The sequence below is a fragment of the Paenibacillus spiritus genome (genome assembly GCF_008710135.1).
Lineage (GTDB): Bacteria > Bacillota > Bacilli > Paenibacillales > Paenibacillaceae > Paenibacillus_AQ > Paenibacillus_AQ glufosinatiresistens.
Map to the genome: position 1 here is coordinate 585,678 of NZ_VYKK01000004.1, position 20,069 is coordinate 605,746.

General features: G+C 56.6%; 18 protein-coding genes and 5 tRNA genes. 3 read left to right on the forward strand and 20 right to left on the reverse strand.

Annotation, left to right across the window (positions count from 1 at the left end; genetic code table 11):
* Positions 1 to 131: 131 nt before the first annotated feature.
* The 5 genes from recJ to F4V43_RS04425 form a co-directional block, all read right to left on the reverse strand.
* Positions 132 to 2,516 carry a single-stranded-DNA-specific exonuclease RecJ gene (gene recJ / locus F4V43_RS04405; RefSeq protein ID WP_150457015.1) on the reverse strand — a complete coding sequence of 795 codons (2,385 nt, stop codon included), beginning with the start codon at positions 2,514 to 2,516 and terminating at the stop codon, positions 132 to 134.
* A gap of 30 nt (positions 2,517 to 2,546) precedes the next feature.
* Positions 2,547 to 3,509 carry a cation diffusion facilitator family transporter gene (locus F4V43_RS04410; RefSeq protein WP_150457016.1) on the reverse strand — a complete coding sequence of 321 codons (963 nt, stop codon included), beginning with the start codon at positions 3,507 to 3,509 and terminating at the stop codon, positions 2,547 to 2,549.
* A gap of 124 nt (positions 3,510 to 3,633) precedes the next feature.
* Positions 3,634 to 4,536, reverse strand: coding sequence for a protein translocase subunit SecF (secF, locus tag F4V43_RS04415; RefSeq protein ID WP_150457017.1), 903 nt, complete (start codon positions 4,534 to 4,536; stop codon positions 3,634 to 3,636).
* Positions 4,526 to 5,779 carry a protein translocase subunit SecD gene (secD, locus tag F4V43_RS04420; protein ID WP_150457018.1) on the reverse strand — a complete coding sequence of 418 codons (1,254 nt, stop codon included), beginning with the start codon at positions 5,777 to 5,779 and terminating at the stop codon, positions 4,526 to 4,528. Before secD ends, secF begins: the two co-directional genes overlap by 11 nt.
* 250 nt (positions 5,780 to 6,029) lie before the next feature.
* Positions 6,030 to 6,275 carry a post-transcriptional regulator gene (locus F4V43_RS04425; RefSeq protein WP_150457019.1) on the reverse strand — a complete coding sequence of 82 codons (246 nt, stop codon included), beginning with the start codon at positions 6,273 to 6,275 and terminating at the stop codon, positions 6,030 to 6,032.
* 233 nt (positions 6,276 to 6,508) lie between these two features.
* Here F4V43_RS04425 and spoVB point away from each other — a divergent pair, with 233 nt between their 5' ends.
* A complete protein-coding gene (spoVB, locus tag F4V43_RS04430; protein WP_150457058.1) occupies positions 6,509 to 8,047 on the forward strand; it encodes a stage V sporulation protein B in 1,539 nt (512 codons plus the stop codon).
* A 1-nt stretch (position 8,048) separates the two neighbouring features.
* Here the strand turns inward: spoVB and F4V43_RS04435 are convergent, their stop codons facing one another.
* Positions 8,049 to 8,807 (reverse strand): DUF421 domain-containing protein, encoded by a 759-nt coding sequence (locus F4V43_RS04435; RefSeq protein ID WP_150457020.1) that lies wholly within the window; start codon positions 8,805 to 8,807, stop codon positions 8,049 to 8,051.
* 227 nt (positions 8,808 to 9,034) lie between these two features.
* On the opposite strand from F4V43_RS04435, the gene F4V43_RS04440 reads away from it, so the two are divergent.
* On the forward strand, positions 9,035 to 9,427 hold the full coding sequence (locus F4V43_RS04440; RefSeq protein ID WP_150457021.1) for a TIGR04086 family membrane protein: 393 nt from the start codon (positions 9,035 to 9,037) through the stop codon (positions 9,425 to 9,427).
* Positions 9,428 to 9,518: 91 nt separating this feature from the next.
* Complete coding sequence (locus F4V43_RS04445; RefSeq protein ID WP_223879768.1) at positions 9,519 to 10,373, forward strand: phosphatase PAP2 family protein; 855 nt, start codon at positions 9,519 to 9,521, stop codon at positions 10,371 to 10,373.
* A gap of 184 nt (positions 10,374 to 10,557) precedes the next feature.
* Here the strand turns inward: F4V43_RS04445 and yajC are convergent, their stop codons facing one another.
* The 14 genes from yajC to F4V43_RS04515 form a co-directional block, all read right to left on the reverse strand.
* The gene (gene yajC / locus F4V43_RS04450) at positions 10,558 to 10,860 is read right to left on the reverse strand and encodes a preprotein translocase subunit YajC (protein ID WP_150457022.1); all 303 of its coding nucleotides are present in this window, start codon (positions 10,858 to 10,860) and stop codon (positions 10,558 to 10,560) included.
* Between the two features lie 43 nt (positions 10,861 to 10,903).
* On the reverse strand, positions 10,904 to 12,040 hold the full coding sequence (gene tgt, locus F4V43_RS04455; RefSeq protein ID WP_150457023.1) for a tRNA guanosine(34) transglycosylase Tgt: 1,137 nt from the start codon (positions 12,038 to 12,040) through the stop codon (positions 10,904 to 10,906).
* A 31-nt stretch (positions 12,041 to 12,071) separates the two neighbouring features.
* Positions 12,072 to 13,100, reverse strand: coding sequence for a tRNA preQ1(34) S-adenosylmethionine ribosyltransferase-isomerase QueA (queA, locus tag F4V43_RS04460; protein ID WP_150457024.1), 1,029 nt, complete (start codon positions 13,098 to 13,100; stop codon positions 12,072 to 12,074).
* An 8-nt stretch (positions 13,101 to 13,108) separates the two neighbouring features.
* Positions 13,109 to 15,199, reverse strand: coding sequence for a SpoIID/LytB domain-containing protein (locus F4V43_RS04465; protein WP_150457025.1), 2,091 nt, complete (start codon positions 15,197 to 15,199; stop codon positions 13,109 to 13,111).
* 29 nt (positions 15,200 to 15,228) lie between these two features.
* Entirely contained in the window at positions 15,229 to 16,248 is a 1,020-nt protein-coding gene (gene ruvB, locus F4V43_RS04470) for a Holliday junction branch migration DNA helicase RuvB (RefSeq protein ID WP_150457060.1), read from the reverse strand.
* Between the two features lie 46 nt (positions 16,249 to 16,294).
* On the reverse strand, positions 16,295 to 16,909 hold the full coding sequence (gene ruvA / locus F4V43_RS04475; protein ID WP_150457026.1) for a Holliday junction branch migration protein RuvA: 615 nt from the start codon (positions 16,907 to 16,909) through the stop codon (positions 16,295 to 16,297).
* Positions 16,906 to 17,409, reverse strand: a complete 504-nt coding sequence (ruvC, locus tag F4V43_RS04480) for a crossover junction endodeoxyribonuclease RuvC (RefSeq protein WP_150457027.1) — start codon at positions 17,407 to 17,409, stop codon at positions 16,906 to 16,908. Before ruvC ends, ruvA begins: the two co-directional genes overlap by 4 nt.
* A gap of 184 nt (positions 17,410 to 17,593) precedes the next feature.
* Entirely contained in the window at positions 17,594 to 18,358 is a 765-nt protein-coding gene (locus F4V43_RS04485) for a BofC C-terminal domain-containing protein (protein WP_223879769.1), read from the reverse strand.
* 64 nt (positions 18,359 to 18,422) lie between these two features.
* The gene (rbsK, locus tag F4V43_RS04490; protein ID WP_150457028.1) at positions 18,423 to 19,313 is read right to left on the reverse strand and encodes a ribokinase; all 891 of its coding nucleotides are present in this window, start codon (positions 19,311 to 19,313) and stop codon (positions 18,423 to 18,425) included.
* A gap of 93 nt (positions 19,314 to 19,406) precedes the next feature.
* Positions 19,407 to 19,483, reverse strand: a tRNA-Arg gene (locus tag F4V43_RS04495).
* A gap of 3 nt (positions 19,484 to 19,486) precedes the next feature.
* Positions 19,487 to 19,561: transfer RNA gene (locus tag F4V43_RS04500), tRNA-Gly, on the reverse strand.
* Positions 19,562 to 19,586: 25 nt separating this feature from the next.
* Positions 19,587 to 19,663: transfer RNA gene (locus F4V43_RS04505), tRNA-Asp, on the reverse strand.
* 81 nt (positions 19,664 to 19,744) lie between these two features.
* Positions 19,745 to 19,818, reverse strand: a tRNA-Met gene (locus F4V43_RS04510).
* An 11-nt stretch (positions 19,819 to 19,829) separates the two neighbouring features.
* Positions 19,830 to 19,901: transfer RNA gene (locus tag F4V43_RS04515), tRNA-Glu, on the reverse strand.
* Positions 19,902 to 20,069: the final 168 nt, after the last annotated feature.

The following is a 20,069-nucleotide window of genomic DNA, read 5'->3' on the forward strand; positions in this document are numbered from 1 at the left end:
CATCGGAAGCATAATCTTAAGTTTTGCATAGCATACGCTTCCTTGAGCTTTCTTCGGCAAAACTGCTTCGGAAGCATAGGCTAAGTTTTGCATAGCATACGCTTCCTTGAAACTAGCATTACCGGTAGCCCTTAAGACACCGATACCCGGTAGAGACGTTCCCTCAGCCACTCTCGAAGCTGCGGTACACTGCCCTCCATGAAGACACGCTCCATTTCAGCCATCTGCCCCAGCCGCTGATAATGGGATGAAGTCGTCAAGCTCTGGGAAGCCGGCGACACGACAAAGGTAATCTGCCCGTCGGCCCGGCGGATAAACTCCAGCTCCTCGAACACATCGAGCATGCTGGCCACCATCCTTATATTCAGGGAGCAGCGGCGGCAGAGCGCGGCCAGCACCTCGCGTTCAGGCAAGGGCGAAGCAGTCAATGCGGCCAGCTGCTGATAGAGCAGCTTGAAGATTTCCCGCGAAGGCGGCTGCAGACGCTCCCGTCCGGAACGGATGGGATGCAGCAGCGCTACATTCTCGGCTTCAGGAAATAGCAGGTGAATCGCCTCCAGCTCCTCCGGCGACTCCGGCATATCCAGCAGACAGAGCAGCGACGGAGCAGCCGGCGCTTCCTTCTTGTCTGCCTGAAGCGGATGAAGACTGCCGTTATTGTCATATCCCCACAGCTCGAATCCTTCCCAGTCCCTGCCCTGTCGGGCACTCTCTCCCCGGACAATGGCCACGGCGGTTCGGTCCGGTTCTCCGCACTGCAGAAGTTCGAACAACCGCCGGGACTTGGCGAAGGCCGAAGCCGAGCCTCTGAAATCAAAGAACTGGGCTTCCGGCACGGCCAGATCCTGCACCATAAGCTGCGGCTTGCGCATGCCGTTCCATTCATTTACCGACAGCTCGGCCAGCACATCGACTGAAGTGCCGACAGGAAGCAGATCCATCAGCGCCCCTCTGCCAAAAGCCACTGCCTCAATCACGTCTCCTCCTTGCTGCAAAGCCAGCTTCAGATGGCGGTTGCCCTGGCCCATAGTACGGGCTTCCTTAACGACTGCTCCCCGGATGACAAAGCGCGGAAGCGGATTGCCCATTCCAAAAGGAGCCAGCCGGTCCAGCTCATCGGCGGCCCGGAGCGTCAGCGCTCCGAGAGGGATCTCGCCGTCCGTTTCGGTGACCGGCACGAAATGCTCCGGCTCCAGCACTTCGGAGGCGTAGGCGGCAAGTGCCGCCGCGAACTCCTCCAGCCGATCGCGGTGCAGGCTCATGCCTGCCGCTGCCGGATGGCCGCCGTAATGATCCATGCACTCCCGGCATGAAGTCAGCGCCGCGTAAATGTCCAGGCCCGGTATAGAACGGGCCGAGCCTTTGCACATCCCGGTCTCGGGATGAATGTCGAGGATAATGACCGGACGGTAATACCGTTCCAGGATTTTGGAAGCCACGATGCCGACTACTCCGACGTTCCACCCTTCGCCCGCAAGCACAATGACCGGCGGGAGGGCCTCCAGCGCTTCCAGCCGGGCGACCGCCTCTTCCGTAATCCGCTCTACAACAAGCTGGCGTTCCTTATTCAGCATGTCCAATTCGCCGGCGAGCTGAACCGCTTCTTCCATATGCTCTGCGGTCAGCAGAGAGACGGCTCTCCCGGCGTGATCGAGCCGGCCGCTGGCGTTGATGCGCGGCGCCATGCCAAAAGCAATATGAACCGAGTTCACTGCACCGGGAGAAGCTCCGCTCACTTCCAGCAGAGCACGGACTCCCGGGAACCGGGAGCTGCGCATGCTCTCGATTCCGCGGCGCACCAAGGCCCGGTTCTCGCCGGTAAGCGGCATGAGGTCCGCAACCGTTCCGATAGCCACAATCTCGGTCCACTCGGGAGGAACATCGCCGTCCAGCAGCGCTTCCGCCAGCTTATAGGCAACCCCTACCCCCGCAAGTCCCTTAAAAGGATACGGACAGCCGGGAAGTTTCGGATTAATCAGAGCATAAGCCGGAGGGAGCTCCTCCGGCGGCTCATGGTGATCGGTTACAATCACCTCTATGCCCCGTTCGTTGGCATAAGCAATCTGGGTGCATGCGCTTATCCCGGTATCCACCGTAATAATCAGGGACACGCCCTGGGTCAGCGCCCAGTCAATCGCGTGGTTGTGCAGCCCGTACCCCTCGTTGGATCGATGGGGAATATAAATATCGAATGAAGCCCCCAGATGACGGAGCAGATAAATCATCAGCGATGTACTGGATACGCCGTCGGCGTCATAATCGCCATAGATCAGAATATGTTCTTCCTCTTGAATCGCCCTGCGGATCCGCGGAACCGCTTCTTTCATCCCTTTGAGCAAAAAGGGATCATGTCCGCATTCACTCTCCATGAATGACAGCGCATCTTCCGGGCGGGTTATTCCCCGCGCGGATAGCAGCTGTCCCATCAGCGGAGAAACCGCCAATCCCTTGGACAGTCTCGCAGCCGCGGCAGCATCAGCGGGCGGAATCTTCCATGTCGACTTTGAACGCAGCATTGTCTTTCACCTTCTCTTCCAAGCCTTTCCCTACTGCAGCAGAGTCGGCATCTCGCTGTCGGTCAGTTCGTAATTCGTTTTGTATGGATATCCCGGATCATAAGGAACGACATCCATATGCACATCCCCGACGTGTACGAAGCGGTGTTGAAGCAGCTTCTTGGCACAATCGGCAATTTCATGCGCTTCGGCCACCGAAATACGCGGATTGACGCTGATGGTGCATTGCAGATTGACATGCCGTCCTTGTTCCAGAGCCTTCATTTGCTCTACCCGGATAACGCCGTGTACCTTTTGAACCGTATCTATGAAACTCACCGCATCCTCATGAGGAAGCTCTTGAGTTTCTTTGCGTTGCGTAGTAATCAGGATCATCATAAAGCCTTTGCGAAGAACAAAACAGGCCGCCAGCAGTCCGGCTATCGGGTCCATATAGAGCAGCGGATGCAGATTGAGGTATCCGCCCAGCATAGCCAGCGCAATGCCGAGAATGACCGTCAGCGACGTATAGATGCTGTACCGGTGACTGTCCGCATAATCCGCATGGCTGCCATTGCCCAGCTTGCGGAAGTAGCGGTACTGGTACTGAAATACCGCTTCCCGGATAAGCAGCGGAACGAAGACCGCCAGCAGCGCATACTGGCTGGGGGCAGACATATGTCCGCGGTTCAATTCGCGGATCGCAGAGAAAGCAATCTGCAGTCCGCCCATCAGAATAAGAACAGCAAGCACAATCCCAAGAAGCGGCTCTGCGCCTTTCTTCTCGTCGCGCACAAGAGAACGCGCCCTTGGTGAGCTTCCTTTTCCATTTCGTTTCTGGAACACTTCCGCGAACCGGGTCGCGGCGTCCGCTCCGGTGTACAGGGCATCTCCGAGCAGCGCCTTGCTGTCTGTAAAATACCCGGCAATTCCCTTGCCGATCGCCAAAGACAGATCACTGCATATCCCTGTCCATTTCACTTTATCGCCATGAGGCAGCTGTCCAGTGCCCATCCGGTTCCCTCCTTGCCACTTTCCTGTCAATCCTGCCTGGCGGCGGACCAGACGCCTTCTGCCCGCCGATGCCAAGAGGCTTCAAAGCCGCGTCGTTGCTGGACGCGGCTTTGTCTGCTTATGTTTAGGCTTTGGCCGGTTTGCTCTTGACTTTCTGTTTCTGCCCTTTCTTCAGGACCAGCCACAATGGGCTAGCGATGAAGATGGAAGAATAGGCGCCGAACAGCAGACCGATAACCATTGCCAGCGAGAACATCCGAATCGATTCACTGCCGAGCACCATCAGGAAGAAGGCTGCAATGAATACGGTGAAAGCCGTATACAAGGAACGCATCAGCGTCTGCTGGACACTCTGGTTGACCAGATTCTTCAGATCTTCATACGTCTTCTGCTTGCCGAATCGCAGATTCTCCCGGATCCGGTCAAAGATAACAATCGTATCGTTGATCGAATAACCGATGATCGTCAGCACGGCCACAATGAAGGTCAAGTCCACTTCCAGCCTGAAGATGGAGAAGATCGCGACTACCATAAAAGCATCGTGGAGCAGCGCCACGATGGCGGCCACTGCAAATCTCCACTCAAAGCGGATACTAACATAGATGATAATCCCGATACAAGCCAGCAGAACAGCATAGATTGCGTTCCGCGCAAGCTCCTTCGCCATTTCGGTATCCACGGTGTTGATCTCGAAGGAAGCCTGGCTGTCCAGTTTCTTGATGGCCGTTTGAATGGCGGCATCCTGATCACTGGAGAGCACCGAGTCATACCGGATATTGACGCGTTTCTCGCCTGTGGTCAATTCCGGGTCATGGCCGATATTCAGCGGCTGCAGCGCCGATTTGACTTGCTCCGAGGTCAAATTCTTGGACAGCGATACGTCGACATTGGACCCGGCCTTGAAATCAACGCTGTAATTCAGATTGAAGATGGCGAGGAACACAATCCCCAGAACGGTAAGAGCCGCAGAAAAGATATAAAAATATTTGCTCAAGTGGACAAAGTCCATTTTTTTCTTAAAGCGCACTGATTTCACTCTCCTTTACCCCGAACTGCTTCGGCTTCGCAAGCTTGCCGGATTTAACCAAAACTCCGAGCATCCAATGGGCAAAATAGAGGTTCGTCAGGATACTGAGCAGAATTTCGACAATCAGGATCAGAGCGAAGCCTTTTACCGCGCCGGTACCGAATGCGAACATAACGGCCGCTACGATAATCGTCGTGATATTGGAGTCCATGACGGTACGGAAGGAAGTTTTATTCCCTGCCTTAACCGAAGACATAATGCTCTTGCCGTTGCGCATTTCTTCCCGGATGCGCTCATTGGTAATGATATTGGCGTCAACCGCCATCCCGATGCCCAATATAAAGGCCGCAATGCCGGGGAGCGTTAGAGTAAAGTCCGCCAACACAAACACAAGAATCAGAAGCCAGGTATGAACAATCAGCGCAAATCCGGCAACCAGACCGGGAATCCGGTACATGATAATCATGAAGAGCAGAATGATGACGGAACCGACCAGACCGGCCCGGATTGTCTCATCCAGCGACTGCTTGCCGAGCGTTGCACCCACACTCTGGGAGTATTTCTCCGTCAGCTTCAGCGGAAGGGCGCCGAGGTTGATGGTATCCGCCAGCTCGCGCGCTTCTTTCAGACTGTAGTTGCCGGAGATCGAAGCTTTGCCGTCGGTCAGAACCGCCCGGACTACCGGCGGGTCGGACAAGAGTGTATCATCGAGATAAATTGCCAGTCTCTGACCGAGCAGACGTTTCGTGACTTCCGCAAATTTATCTTTATCCTTAACCTTGATGCTGATTTCAATGTTATTGAGGTTGTCACGGCCGATCGTAGCCGCGTTCTCTACAAAGTCGCTTCCCACAAGCTCAACTTTGCTGAAGGTTCCTTCAGGGTCGCCTGGCGCAGCGCTGCGGAACGTCAGCTGGGCCGGTTCCTTCATCTTCTTGCGAACCTCCGCCTCATCGGTTACGCCGGCGATCTTCAGCCGGATGCGGTCGGTGCCTTCGGTTGTTACTTCAGGCTCGCTTGTTCCCAGTACGTTGGCCCGTTTCTCCAAGCTCTCGGCCGTTCGGATCAGAGAGGCACGTGTAATCTCCTGGCCTTTCTCCATCGGCGAAGCCTGGTACAAAATTTCAAATCCGCCCTTCAGGTCAAGGCCTAGGCGGACTTTGTCGAGCAGACCGGGGGTGCTGACTGCCATGACCGCCGTTAGGACGAGCACGGTAAGGATGAAGCTCAAGAATCGTTTCATGCTCTTGCTAGTTCCCCTTTCATAACTTCAATATTCCTATTATAGCCACGTGCCAAAAGAGCGTCAATTCAAGCAGACATTGACACTTGTGGCGATTCGCCTGCGGACAGCTCAAAGAAAGACCGGCCACTCGCCTGAAGGAAGCAAGCCTCAGGGCTCCCGGCCGGCTGCCGCTGTCCACAGCGTCACCCTTCTACTTTACGCCTTGGTGAAGCCGTTTGCAAAATGAAAATTTGACCTTGCTGCCGTTTTACAGCCCTTTATAGGCCGATATTGTCAAATAGTTCATATACGCATTCGCTTTGAGGGAATAGATATCGTTAACGACCCGGTATAGCGGCGGCATCCCCTCCTTCGCGTAGTTGCGGCTGACGTATTCCCAAATGTCCCGGGCGTTCACATATTCGTATCCCAGCAGCCGGAACTCCTCGGCTTTGCTGCGGCACATGTCCTCCAACTCTCGGCTGAGCTCCTCGTGTTCGCGTCCCGGTTCCATGTGTCCCTAGCCTCCCTTGTCCAGATGCATTAACTGTGCGTGATTCCATTATTACATTCGACCTCTTCACGGGGTATCCTGCCTGAATCCCGCAAATTTGTCGTACATGCCGGTCATGTCCGCCCGAGTTCGGCGCATATCATACAGAAGACCTGTCGGGCTGCCGTTCATTACCAGCGGAAGAGGGATGCCTTTTGAAGAAATCGCATAAACAGAGTTTTATCCAGGGAACCATGATCCTGCTTGCCGCTGGCCTGATCAACCGCATGCTGGGATTCATCCCGAGAATTGTTCTGCCCCGGGTCATCGGAACCGAAGGAGTAGGACTGTATCAGCTTGGGTATCCGTTCTTTCTCGTTCTCGTGACCGTCATTACCGGAGGGCTGCCCCTGGCCGTCGCTAAAATGGTAGCCGAAGCGGAGAGCGGCAATCGTCCGGAACGCACCAAATCCGTACTCCGTACCGCCCTTGGTCTCAGCTTCGGGCTGGGCGTGTTCTTTACCTTGGTATCCTTTCTCGCGGCGTCCTGGGTCTCCACGTCCATCCTGACCGACGGGCGGGTCTACTACACCTTCATTGCCATGTCGCCCATGATTGCCATTGTGTCGATTTCGGCGGTCTACCGGGGCTACTTCCAGGGCAAGCAGAATATGATTCCGTCGGCGCTGTCGTCTGTACTGGAGACCGTTGCCCGCATTGTCTTCATGCTATGGCTGTCGCTCGCTCTTCTTCCCAAAGGAATCGAATATGCGGCTGCAGGAGCCATGCTCGGCGTGACAGCCGGTGAAATTGCCGGGATGCTCGTGCTGCTCGTTCAGTACTTCAGAAGCGCCCCGGGAGAAGCTACTCCCAAAGAACCGGCAGACACGCCAAAAGCATCCGCTGGAGAAAATCCCTCTCCCCGGACGCTTCGCCGCCTTCTTCGCATCTCGGTGCCGGTAACCGCGGGAAGACTCGTAGGTTCGTTCTCCTACCTGCTGGAATCCATCGTTACAGCCCGAAGCTTGGCTCTGGCAGGAGTGGCCACTTCGGTTGCGACCGCCCAGTACGGAGCGCTCCAGGGCATGGTTATTCCCCTGCTGCTGCTTCCGAGCGCCTTGACCAGTTCACTAGCCGTTTCTCTGGTCCCTTCCCTCTCGGAGGCTACCGCCCGGGGAGACCACCGAACCGTCCACAAGCGCATGCATCAGGCCCTTCGTCTGGCCTTGGTCACGGGCGCTCCGTTCGCGGTAATTATGTATGTGCTGGCCGAGCCGCTCTGCCGGCTGCTCTACGGCAGTGCTGAGACCGCGCCCATGCTGCGGCTGATGGCGCCATTCGCCGTCCTGCTCTACGTCCAGGCTCCTCTGCAAGCCGCGCTGCAGGCTCTGGACCGGCCCGGCCGCGCCTTGATGAATACCCTGATCGGCGCGGTCGTGAAAATTGTGCTCATCTTTCTGCTCGCCTCCCGTCCGGAGTACGGGATCACCGGGGCCATTCTCGCCATCATTGTCAACAGCGTACTGGTCACGCTTCTTCACGGCGCAAGCGTCGTCTCGCTGCTGTCGCTCAAGCTGCGCCTGAGCGATCTCTTGCGCATCGCGGCAGCCATGGTCATCATGGCTGCCGGCATGACGTACATGTCTTCGCATTTCGCCCTTCCCGGACCTGAAGCTGTCCGATTTCTGATTCCGGCCGTCGCCGGAGGCGCGCTTTATATTGGCATTGCCCTGTTATCGGGCCTGCTCTCCCCCCGCGATCTGGGCCGGCTGCCGCGGCCAAGACGCCGCTAGCTTAACGGGAGCGGCTGTGGTCGACATACAGATGTCCCTTATGGTCGATCGAACACAGAAAGACATCGCGGAAATCCTGCGCTCCCTTTTGCCGAATCTGCCGTCTTAGCCAGAACCGGGTTTTACCGATCAATTCCAAATTGTCATCCTCTACTTTGCCGTCCATGATCAGCGGGATGGGCAGTCCCTCATACCGGATTCGCCCCTTCACCTCGTGGGTGAGGCGGGCCGGAGCCATGCCCGATTTGGAAGCCCCTTCCGCATTCTTGCCGCTGTTGCCTGCTTGATTGGACGAAGACAAGCTTCCGTTCTTCTCAATCACCGTAAGCTGCCCGGTTGTCTCCAGAATGGCGAACTCGACATCTGCAGGACTGGAAACGTTCTGGCCGCGCAGCTGCAGAAGCAGGTCGTCCAGGTTGTACCGCTGTCTGCGCATCTCCTTCTTCTGAATTTTGCCGTCGGCGATCAGAATGCTGGGACGGCCGTCCATGAACAGGCGCAGTCTTCGGCTCTTCAGGCTGATGAGGGCGAGCAGGACCTGGGTCAGTACGAGCGTTGCCATGGGAACAAGCCCTTCATACAAGGGACGACTGGGGTCCTCGATAACAAAGATGGCAATTTCCGCAATCAGAATGGAGATGGTCAGGTCGAACACCGACAGCTTGCCGATCTCGCGCTTCCCCATAATGCGCATGCTCAGGAGAATCAAGGAATACATCAGCAAGGTCAGTAACACAAGGGCTCCGAGGTGCCGAAACATAGTTGCTTCGCTCTCCTTTGTTCCGCCGGCTTCTCACAAGCCTCGCGCATTCAAATGTGGATGGGAATCTCCCTTTATTCTGGCCTGGCCCTGCCGCAGGCATTCCGAAGCTTCCGTATCAATTCCTGGCAATCTTTCGCTCTCCGCGCTCTGGGGTTGTACTAATGGGGCAAGCTGCCCCATAGAATGAAGATGAACGATGGTGAGTCGATAAAGGAGGAAAGCCCATGTATATGCTGCGCCGTCTTTTCTCATGGAAGATTGGAAATCCTGTTCTATCCGGTCTTTGCCGGTCCTTCACCTGGATGCTGCTTGGCGCTCTGGTTCTGTCCCTGCTGCTGTGGAGCAGCGGATTGAGTGAACAGGACCTCTCCGTCTATACGTATGTGGTCCATGCCGTGGCCGCTATGCTTGGGGGCTGGAGAGCAGGGAACCGAACCGACCGCAAAGGCTGGTATCAGGGGAGCCTGACCGGGCTCATTTATGGCGTGTTGATTCTGTTGATCGGATTCCTTGCGCTGGACAGCAAGCTGGTTCCGCTGGATGCCCTGCTGGTTGCCGCAGCCGGCGGAATCGGAGCGCTTGGCGGAATGTTCGGTGTGAATTTTCAGAAAGCTTAAGTTAATCTGCGAAAAATCGAAACCGACTCCTGGAAATTGTGGTACACTGTCCTCATCTGCTGTTTTGGCTATCAAGGAGGCTTTGATCCCTTTGCTGTACCATTCCATGAATACCGTAGTGATCTTCACCGTAGTCTGCGTCATCCTGCTGATCTGGCTGGCGACCCTTCGCAATCCGTTTCTGGCACTGGTTCAGATGGGCCGGGAAATGCTTCATTCCTATAAATTCCTAGTCTTGTTCGTCTGTATGTTCGGCGTGCTGGTTCTGAACAAATATGAACTGCAATTCGAGACAAAGATGAACCTTTCGGCGGATTACACCCGAATATTCTTCGGTTTGGAGGGGCATTTCGTCCGTTATTTCCAGGATGTTTTTTATGCCTCCTGGCTGACACCGATAATTGTCTTCTTCTATATCTTCATGCTCCAATCCGTACTTGCAGCTGCAATCGGCGTCTATCTGAACGACAAGAACAGGTTGATGGTCTATGCGACCTGCTATGCGGTCATCATCATTTATGCGATCGCCATTCCGTTCTTCCTGTTCTTCCCGGTCAATGAGGCCTGGTCTTACGCTCCGGCCGGGGTTCGCTTCCTGATGCTGGACGTATTTCCCAACTTCGAGCAGGAATACAGGGCGCTTTCGGGCCTGAATAATTGCTTTCCCAGTCTGCACACGGCAATCTCCATGACGATGGCCCTGCTGGCCTGGCGTTCAGGCAACCGCCGCTGGATCGCCATTACTACCGTGACCGCTGCGGTGATTATCTTCGGGATCTTTTACCTGGGCATTCACTGGCTAATGGATATGCTGGGCGGTACCGTGCTGGCAGTTGCTGCTTCCTCTCTGGCCATGAAGCTCGCCAAGGTGACGCTCCAGAGCAAGGACTTTCAAGTCCAGCGCAAGGCGCTGAAATCCCGCAGACCCTATTCTTATGAAGAATAAATTAGGCCTCATACTTTGCTTCAATCTCTTTAATTTAGTGGTTGAAGCACAGTATCCTGTGGCTCTCCACTCCCCCTAAAACCATTCAAAGTTTGAACTTCCCGCTTCCGTTCTCTCCGTAAAACGCAAAAAAACCAGCTCAGAATAAATTCTGAGCTGGTTGGGACTTGTCCGTTATTAGAAGTTAGTTGCTCTCCGTAATCGAGTGGCTGATAGACCCCCGGTCAAAGGTAAGCTTCGTCACATCATTAACCTTCAAAATCACGATATCGTCGGTAATTTCTACGATCGTGCCGTGCAAGCCGCCGATGGTCACCACCTTATCGCCTTTGGACAGCGCCTTCAGCATAGCGTTGCGGTTCTTGGTCTTCTTCTGCTGCGGACGAATCAGCAGGAAATAGAAGACCACGAACATCAGAACAAACGGCAGGATCAATCCATAGATCGAACTGCTGCTCCCCGTAGGTGTACTCGCATATTGGAACATCTTTTTCCCCCCTTTCTACAGATAGACCGACAACACGAAAATATCAAAAACCTTTCGGATTATCATTTAACCCGTATTGCGCAAAAAACTCATCGCGGAAATCAAGAAGCCGGTCTTCCATAATCGCCTGGCGCACCTGGCGCATCAAATTTAACAGGAAATGAAGGTTGTGATAGGTCGTAAGCCGCAGTCCGAACGTCTCGTCCGCCTTAATCAGATGGCGCAGGTAGGCGCGCGAATAGTTGCGGCATGTATAGCAGTCGCACTCTGGATCAAGCGGCCCGAAATCACGGGCATATTGAGCATTGCGGACAACCAGTCTTCCCTGGCTCGTCATTGTGGTACCGTTGCGGGCAATCCGGGTCGGGAGCACGCAATCGAACATGTCTACCCCGCGGATAGCGCCTTCAAGAAGCGCATCCGGCGAACCTACGCCCATCAAATAACGCGGCTTGTTCTCGGGAAGAAGCGGCACGGTATAATCCAGAACTTCATACATCAATTCCTTCGATTCCCCTACACTCAGTCCACCAATAGCATACCCCGGGAAATCCATGGAAGTCAAATCTGCTGCGCTCTGACGGCGAAGGTCTTCGTACATGCCGCCTTGTACAATTGCGAACAGCCCCTGGTCTTCCTTCCGGCCGTGGGCATTCAGACAGCGCTCGGCCCAGCGGGACGTCCGCTCGGTTGATTTCTTCACGTACTCATACTCCGCCGGATACGGCGGACATTCATCGAACGCCATCATGATATCGGAGCCCAGCGCGTTCTGAATCTCCATGGCCACTTCCGGAGAGAGGAACAGCTTGTCTCCGTTCAAATGGGAACGGAAATGAACGCCTTCTTCCGAAATCTTGCGCATTTCAGCGAGCGAGAATACCTGAAAGCCGCCGCTGTCCGTCAGAATCGGACGGTCCCAATTCATGAACTTGTGCAAGCCTCCGGCTTCGCGCACAATCTCATGCCCCGGGCGCAGGAAGAGGTGATAGGTATTGCTCAGAATGATGTGGGCATCCATCGCCTTCAGTTCCTCGGGACTCATGGTCTTGACGGTCGCCTGTGTGCCCACCGGCATGAAGCAAGGCGTCTCGATCACGCCGTGGGGGGTGTGAACCCGGCCCAGCCGGGCGCCGGACTGCTTGCAGGTCTTGATGTGTTCATAAGTAATTGCTGCCATATTTTCGTCAACCATCCTCTAGCTCTTAAGCTTAATAAATGAACATTGCATCGCCGAAACTGAAGAACCGGTACTTCATCTCAACCGCTTCCCGATAGGCGGACAGAACGGATTCGCGTCCCGCCAGCGCGCTGACCAGCATGACCAGCGTTGACTTCGGCAGATGGAAGTTAGTAATCAGCGCATCGACCAGTTTGAACTCATACCCCGGATAGATGAAGATGTCGGTCCAGCCGCTGCAAGCCTCCAGCGGATTCTTCCCAAAGCGGGTGCCTACCGTCTCCAGCGTCCGGCAGGAGGTAGTGCCTACAGCAACAATACGTCGGCCCTCGGCTCTCGCTTGGTTCAGCACCTCCGCCGTTTCCGGGGACAGGCTGTAATACTCGGCATGCATGACATGCTCTTCAACCGTCTCCGCCGACATCGGCCGGAATGTTCCCAGCCCTACATGAAGCGTGATATAAGCAAGGGTCACTCCCTTGGCTTCAATCTGTTTCAGCAGCTCTTCCGTAAAATGAAGACCCGCCGTCGGCGCCGCCGCCGATCCTTCATGACGGGCATAGACCGTCTGATAACGTTCACGGTCGTCCAATTTCTCTTTGATATAAGGAGGCAGCGGCATCGTTCCCAACCGGTCCAGAATCTCCTGGAAAATCCCCGAGTACCGGAATCGGATGGTCCGCCCGCCCATTTCGCCTTCCTCCTCGACTACCGCGCTCAGTTCGTCACCGAACACAATAACCGAGCCCGTCTTGAGCTTCTTGCCCGGTTTCACGAGCGCTTCCCAGCGGTCCTCGCCCAGATTCTGAAGCAGCAGCACTTCCGCCTTGGCGCCCGTGTCTTCCTTCACGCCGAACAAGCGGGCCGGAATGACCCGCGTATCGTTCAGCACCAGCGTATCGCCGGGCTGAAGCCGATCGACAATATCCGTAAAGACCCCGTGCTCCGTCTTGCCGGTCGACTTGTCCAGCATCAGCAGACGGGAGGCGCTGCGCTCCTTGAGCGGGGTCTGCGCAATCAGCGACTCCGGCAAATCAAAATCATACAAATCCACTTTCATCTGTATCTTCATTCCTTAACTATCGTGACATTGTGAAAATAATGCTGCAAAATATCCCGGTACGTCCGACCTTCATCCGCCATACCCTTCACGCCCCATTGGGACATGCCCAGGCCATGGCCGTTACCCCAGCCGATAAAATAGAACCCCGGCGATTTCTCGACGACACGGGCCTCGCCCCCGCCGTTCAAGATGACCGTTCCGCTGCCACCGCCCGTCGTCAGCCCGGAAGCCGACAATACGCCTTGGGCTGGGGAGCTTCCGGCCGTAACCGTCTTGCCATCGGCGCCTAGTACAGTATAACTGGCCGCCGGCACAATATCAAACCGTGTACTCGGCAGTCCGCCGAGCGCCGAGCGGAACAAATCGGGGTACTTCACTTCGACCACGGTTCCGTTGGCCTTGAGCTGAACGACCCGACCGGAAGGCCCGCGTCCGGTCACCTGAAGGTTCGTAATGGAGGACGGCAGCGTGCTGCCCGTCTTCCCGCTAAGGCTCTTGAGAATTTCGGCTGACGTATACGGTCCCTTGATCCAGCTGTAGCTGCCGGATTCCAGCGTCTGGTTCAGCACCACCGCCGTCTCCCCGGCATTCATCTTGCCTACGGGGGATACTCCGCTCTGAACGACAGGGAGCGGCCGCACATTGACATCATTCACCGTTGCCGTAAGCTTGGCCAAGCCCCCCGCTGTCTTCGTGCCGGTCAGCTTCACATTGTCTTCCCGCACGTATCCGGACGCCCCGCTCGGGAGCAGTACATAGTACCACTTCTTGGCGGTGGCCGAAGCCGCAGCGTCACCCGAGCTGTCCACGCTCGCAAATACCGAACCGCTGCCGCTGCCCCATACCTCCGACGGGTCGGCAGTAACGCCGCCGGCATTGGAGGAGAAGACCGTCTCCACCACTTTGCCGCCGCTCATCAGCACTTCGCCGGCTGTCGCATCTACCGCCTTGATGATCGAGGCCGATTCCGCTCCGATTCCGTTATAGACCTGGCTCAGCGTCGTGTCTACCACATTGGCGATGTCGAACCGGTTGCCCTGTGCCAGAGCATAGCTCCGGGCTGCTACCGCCTGTGCCTTGAGCGCTTCTTCCGGCCAGCTTGCCGACACCTCTCCACCTACAACGGCATAGAGATACTGCTCCAGCGGAACTTCGTTAACGACCGCCAGCGATCCGTTCATACTGCTTAGCTCTATATCTCCGCGGTATGTCCGTTTGGAACGCTCGGCCAGCTGGATACCGGCTTCGTTGCCGGCCGCGGCAAAGGCCGCTCCACTGCCCGAGATCTGGTAGTGTGGAAGCTGCACTTCGCTGCTCCAGTCTCCTCCGCTGTCGGTTCTCACCAGAATTCCGCTGCCGGAATTGGCGAGCGGCAGCTGGGCGAACGCTTGCTGAAGCAGCGTTTTGGCTGCCGCAAGGTCGGCTTCATTGGCCGCTTCGCCGACCCATACCTCATAACGGGCGGCGCCGTCGCCGGGCACTGCTGCCGTCCAGGCATCCAGTCCCGACGCAGCCAGGGTCAGGCGGGCCGCATCGGCTTCCGCAAGAGTCGGATAGCTGCCGGCCGACAAATGCTTGCCGCCGCGGACGGCCGGCGTCTGTCCGCCCGGAAGCGAGATTCCGGATGCGGCAACACGGGACGCGCCATCCTTGGCGGCCGCTTCGCTGGCATAAGGCCCGGTGTAGAGCTGATAGACCGTCCCGCCGTTCTTGGCGCTGCGGAACAGCTGCGGCTTATCGCTTGTCCCCTGCAGGATCTTCGCCGCAGCCGCAGCTTCGGACCAACTCGCCGTCTCCAGGACTTTGACCCGGTAGGTATCCAGGCTGATTCGCACTTTCGCATTGGCGGCCACCGGGAGAAGCGCCGCTCCGCCTCCCGCTTCGGCCAGATTCCAGCCCTGTGCGGACTGGAGCGTCACGAAGGGCGTCGTTGATTTATATTTGCTGCCAAGATCGGCATATAAGGCTACCCGAATGTCGGCGCCGGCCGCCAGGCTTGTCCCGGCCGACGGGATTAAGATTCCCGCCGTTACCGCCAGACCGAGCAGCAGTGTTCCGGCGCGTCTAATGCTGCGTTTTCTGCGTCCTGCTTCCATCCTTTGTCCTCCTTAGGGTCATTCCGTTATTAACGGCCGGAAGAGCCGTTCTGCTCCGGCATGGGAAGTCCCAAATGCTGATAGGCTGCCGGAGTGACGATCCGTCCTCTCGGCGTACGCTGAAGAAATCCGATCTGCAGCAGGTAAGGCTCGTAGACGTCTTCAATGGTCTGGCTTTCTTCGCCGATGGTCGCAGCTATGGTATCCAATCCGACGGGACCGCCCCGAAAGCTCGTTATCATTGAATACAGCATCTTGTGGTCAATGCTGTCAAGGCCCCTGGGATCAACCTGAAGCATCTTTAGCGCTTCGCCCGCCACTTCCGGCGTAATAATGCCGTCGCCCCGTACCTGCGCGTAGTCCCGCACCCGCTTCAGGAGCCGGTTGGCGATACGGGGAGTCCCCCGCGAACGCAGCGCCAGCTCGTCGGCAGCGTCTCCGACCATCTCGACGCCGAGAATATCGGCGCCCCGGGAAATAATATAGCTGAGCTCATCCACGGAATAGAATTCCAGACGGCTGACCACGCCAAAGCGGTCGCGCAGCGGAGCGGACAGCAGTCCCGCCCGTGTCGTCGCGCCTACCAGTGTGAACGGCGGCAGGTCCAGCCGGACCGAACGGGCGCTCGGCCCTTTGCCGATCATAATATCGAGCGCAAAATCCTCCATCGCCGGGTACAGCACTTCTTCCACCGTTCGGTGAAGCCGGTGAATCTCATCGATGAAGAGCACATCGCCCTCCTGCAGATTCGTCAGCAGCGCAGCGAGATCGCCGGGCCGCTCGATCGCCGGACCCGACGTGGTCCGGAGATTGACGCCAAGCTCGTTGGCGATGATGTTCGCCAGCGTTGTTTTGCCAAGACCCGGGGGGCCGTACAGCAGCACATGATCGAGCGCTTCCTTGCGCATCTTGGCCGCTTCAATGTAAATCTTCAGGTTCTCCTTGACCTGGTTCTGTCCGATATATTCAGCCAGATAGCGGGGACGCAGACTGAGTTCCACCGCCTGGTCTTCCATCATCAAATTCGCGGATATGATCCGGTCCTCCATCATTCATCGCTCCACTTCCTATGAAATCGCCGCCGGTCCGGCGAACTTACTTCGCTACATACAGCAGCTTGAGCGCCTTCTTCATCAGAACATCGACCGAACCCGCGTCTTCCCCGCTCTTCTTCAGCGTCAGCCATACGCGGTCCAACTCGCTCTCCGTATAGCCCAGAGCCCGCAGGCCGTCCTTGGCTTCCTGCCATGGCTCGGCATTGCCGGCTTCCGGTTCCGCCGCGAACAATCCCGTCTGCATTGTAATACCGCTTAGACCGTCCAGCTTGTCCTTCAGGTCGAGAATCATCCGCTGGGCCGTCTTCTTGCCGATGCCGGGCAGCTTCGTCAGGAACGTCACATTCTCCTGATAGATCGCCGAGATCACATGATCCGGCGTTCCGCCGCCCAGGATGCCCAGTGCCACCCGCGGACCGATCCCCGACACCTCGATCAGCTTGCGGAACAGCCGCTGCTCTTCACGCGTCGGGAAGCCGAACAGCAGAATCGCATCCTCCCGCACATGATGGTGTGTATAGACGGTCACCGGACCTTCCTTCTTGGCGAACGCAAAAGGATTGGGGCAGAAGACCCGGTAGCCGACGCCCTGCACCTCGATCACTACGTATTCGGATTCCAGATGTTCAACCGTTCCCCGCAAAAAATCAATCATCGTCCCAATACCTCATTTATCTTCGAATTCAGCGTGTAAGAGTGCGCGTGGCAGACCGCCACCGCCAAGGCGTCCGCTACGTCGTCAGGCTTCGGGATCTGGCTGAGCTTCAGGAACATGCGCACCATCTCCTGGACCTGTTTCTTCTCGGCCTTGCCGTATCCGACAATCGCCTGCTTCACCTGCATCGGTGTATACTCGGACAGCGGCAACCCCCGCTGCACCGCAGCCAGCACCAGCACACCCCGGGCCTGCGCCACCGGAAGAGCCGTCGTCACGTTGCGGCTGAAATACAGCTTCTCCATCGCCACCGCATCCGGCTTGTACCGGTCAATCAGTTGGATCATGCCGTCATAGACATGCGACAGGCGCTCCGCCTCCGGCGTATGCGCCTCTGTCTGAATGCAGCCGTACTGAACCGGCGTCAGCTTGCTGCCGTTCTTATCCACAAAACCGAAACCGACAATGGCCAGTCCCGGATCAATTCCCAAAATACGCATGGATGTACTCTCCTCTGTCGGCATACGTCCCACAAGCGAACATATGTATTCCTTTCACTCATTATAGCAAAAATCCACCCGAGCGGGTGGATAAACTTTCGAATTCTGCCCGCCGCTTCCGTTCCGGACACAGCAAAAAAGCCGTGCCATAGACACGGCTTTTCGCCTTCTGCGTCACTGCGCTTCAATCTCTCCGCTGGCCGGGCTGCCCATACAGCGCCTGTTCCGACCCGTCCCGGGCGTAATCGCTGAAGGTCGACAATACGCTCCGGTATTCATCCGCATCCTGGATGCGAATCCCTTCTCTCAGTTGCCTCCACATTTCTTCCGGCAGCGAAGATTTTAGCGCCCCTTGATCGATTTCGTAAAACGTCCGCAGCGCCCTGTCCCGGCGCGGCGGCCCTTGGAACAGAGTCAGCCGCCCCAGCGCATCAATGCCGATATAAGCATTGTTCTTGCAGCCCGGCGACAGGTCATCGATCCGCTTTTCCAGCCATACATCTCCGTCTTCAGACAACCGGGGACTCCAGTCGGAATGCCGCTCCATCAGCAGCAGAACGAATTTCGAATCAAGCAGCCCGGGCTCTGTCCGGATTTCTTCACCGTTTGCGTACACCGTCCGGTAGTGCACACGCCGCTTCGCGGCGGCATCGTCTCCGATTACTTGTCTGATTTCTTCATAGACCTTGGCATCAGGGCCGCCGGACTCGTCCGCAGGAGGCAGAGCTTCCTGCAGGAAGACAGCGGCAGCGGGGCCGTTCTCCATGAGAGAAGCTTCCGGCAGACGGCGCGTCTCCAGCAGACTCGTCATGCGCTCCGGGATCCAGGCTCCGGGCCCGGCAAGGAGAAGAATCGAAGCGCAGGCGCAGCAGGCTCCCACCCAGGGAGCACTTTTCCACCGTTTCCAACGGCGCCAGAGCTGTTTTTTCAGGCTAAAAGCGTGGAACATGAACATCCCTTCATTCTGCTTTTTCCTAAATTGTGCCCTGCCGCTGACAAAATATGCGTATCTTCTACCCTTTCAGCAACTGTTCTACTTCTTCCCGGACCGGCATACCGCCTTGTGCTCCCAGTTGTTGAACAGACAGAGCAGCGGCAGCATTCGCGAACCTCAAAGCTTCCTTGATCGGCTGGCCTTCGCTTAACGCCGCCCCAAGCGCTCCCACGAAGGTATCTCCCGCTCCAGTCGTATCTATAGCTTCAACTTTATAGGATGGGATGCGGACAACCGCGTCCTTCTCCCAGTAGACAGCGCCCTGTTCGCCCAAAGTTACAATCACTTTCCCGGGATACGCCTTCAGAACGTCCTCCAAATTCTGTTCCGGGAACCAGGCATGGAGTTCATGCTCATTCGGAATGACCCACGTGGCCTTCAGCAGCGTTTCCGGAGCCAGCCCTCCGGCGGGCGCCGGGTTGAGGATCGTCTTCACTCCGCAGGTGCGGCAGCAGTCCAGTACCGAATCAATCGCATCGGCAGGAATCTCATTTTGAATGAGTACTACATCCGATTCCTTCAGGCGCGCGGCGGCCCGTCTCACCAAATCCGGATTTACCAGCGCGTTCGCTCCTTGGATCACCACAATACTGTTGTCGCCGTCCGCCTCGGATAACGTAATGTGCGCAGTCCCGCTCCCGCAAGCATCGGTATCCTCCAGCCATGAGACATCGACACCCTGCGAGAGGAGATTGCGGCGAATCATTTCGCCGTAGCCGTCCTTACCTATGCATCCCACAAAAAAGGTCTCAGCGCCAAGCCTGGCTGCTGCCACCGCCTGATTCGCCCCTTTGCCTCCGGGCGACAAATACAACCGGCTGCCGATTACTGTCTCACCGGCTGCCGGACGCTTATGGACATGCACCGTCAAATCCATCGCCGCACTGCCTACAACCGTTACCTTACCCATTGCAGAACCTCCTCTTGTACATCGGATTTGCCGGGATAACAAAAAAGTGCTCCGCTCCTTATAGGAGCTGGAACACTGGTTGAATGATTAAAATGGCGCGCCCTGAGAGATTCGAACTCCCGACCTTTTGATTCGTAGTCAAACGCTCTATCCAGCTGAGCTAAGGGCGCAAATGGAGCGGACGACGGGAATCGAACCCGCGACCCTCGCCTTGGCAAGGCGATGCTCTACCGCTGAGCCACGTCCGCTTACTGCTATCCGGTTGTACTTAAATGGCGGAACCGACGGGATTCGAACCCGCGATCTCCTGCGTGACAGGCAGGCATGTTAGGCCTCTACACCACGGTTCCAAGAGGCTAAGGTGTTTCTTGAGGTCCCCGGAAAGGAATCGGAATACGCTGCAAAGCATACCTTCACTTTGGGGAAATAAATTGCGGGGGCAGGATTTGAACCTGCGGCCTTCGGGTTATGAGCCCGACGAGCTACCGGGCTGCTCCACCCCGCGTCGTTAGCAAATGACCCGTAGGGGATTCGAACCCCTGTTACCTCCGTGAAAGGGAGGTGTCTTAACCCCTTGACCAACGGGCCATATCATTTGAACAACAAAAAATATAATATCACATAGTCCGATATAAAGCAAGTGTAAAATTGAAATCCGCCAGAATGATAGGATGAACAAAAAACCACCGCCGGTAGATCGGCAGTGGTTGTCTGTGCTTGGCGGCGTCCTACTCTCCCAGGACCCTTCGGTCCAAG

Excerpts from the sequence above, each read along its gene's own strand:
- recJ (WP_150457015.1), bottom strand. The coding sequence starts at position 2,516 with ATGCTGCGTTCAAAGTCGACATGGAAGATTCCGCCCGCTGATGCTGCC.
- F4V43_RS04410 (WP_150457016.1), bottom strand. The coding sequence starts at position 3,509 with ATGGGCACTGGACAGCTGCCTCATGGCGATAAAGTGAAATGGACAGGG.
- secD (WP_150457018.1), bottom strand. The coding sequence starts at position 5,779 with ATGAAACGATTCTTGAGCTTCATCCTTACCGTGCTCGTCCTAACGGCG.
- F4V43_RS04425 (WP_150457019.1), bottom strand. The coding sequence starts at position 6,275 with ATGGAACCGGGACGCGAACACGAGGAGCTCAGCCGAGAGTTGGAGGAC.
- spoVB (WP_150457058.1), top strand. The coding sequence starts at position 6,509 with ATGATCCTGCTTGCCGCTGGCCTGATCAACCGCATGCTGGGATTCATC.
- F4V43_RS04435 (WP_150457020.1), bottom strand. The coding sequence starts at position 8,807 with ATGTTTCGGCACCTCGGAGCCCTTGTGTTACTGACCTTGCTGATGTAT.
- F4V43_RS04440 (WP_150457021.1), top strand. The coding sequence starts at position 9,035 with ATGTATATGCTGCGCCGTCTTTTCTCATGGAAGATTGGAAATCCTGTT.
- yajC (WP_150457022.1), bottom strand. The coding sequence starts at position 10,860 with ATGTTCCAATATGCGAGTACACCTACGGGGAGCAGCAGTTCGATCTAT.
- tgt (WP_150457023.1), bottom strand. The coding sequence starts at position 12,040 with ATGGCAGCAATTACTTATGAACACATCAAGACCTGCAAGCAGTCCGGC.
- queA (WP_150457024.1), bottom strand. The coding sequence starts at position 13,100 with ATGAAAGTGGATTTGTATGATTTTGATTTGCCGGAGTCGCTGATTGCG.
- F4V43_RS04465 (WP_150457025.1), bottom strand. The coding sequence starts at position 15,199 with ATGGAAGCAGGACGCAGAAAACGCAGCATTAGACGCGCCGGAACACTG.
- ruvB (WP_150457060.1), bottom strand. The coding sequence starts at position 16,248 with ATGGAGGACCGGATCATATCCGCGAATTTGATGATGGAAGACCAGGCG.
- ruvA (WP_150457026.1), bottom strand. The coding sequence starts at position 16,909 with ATGATTGATTTTTTGCGGGGAACGGTTGAACATCTGGAATCCGAATAC.
- ruvC (WP_150457027.1), bottom strand. The coding sequence starts at position 17,409 with ATGCGTATTTTGGGAATTGATCCGGGACTGGCCATTGTCGGTTTCGGT.
- F4V43_RS04485 (WP_223879769.1), bottom strand. The coding sequence starts at position 18,358 with ATGTTCCACGCTTTTAGCCTGAAAAAACAGCTCTGGCGCCGTTGGAAA.
- rbsK (WP_150457028.1), bottom strand. The coding sequence starts at position 19,313 with ATGGGTAAGGTAACGGTTGTAGGCAGTGCGGCGATGGATTTGACGGTG.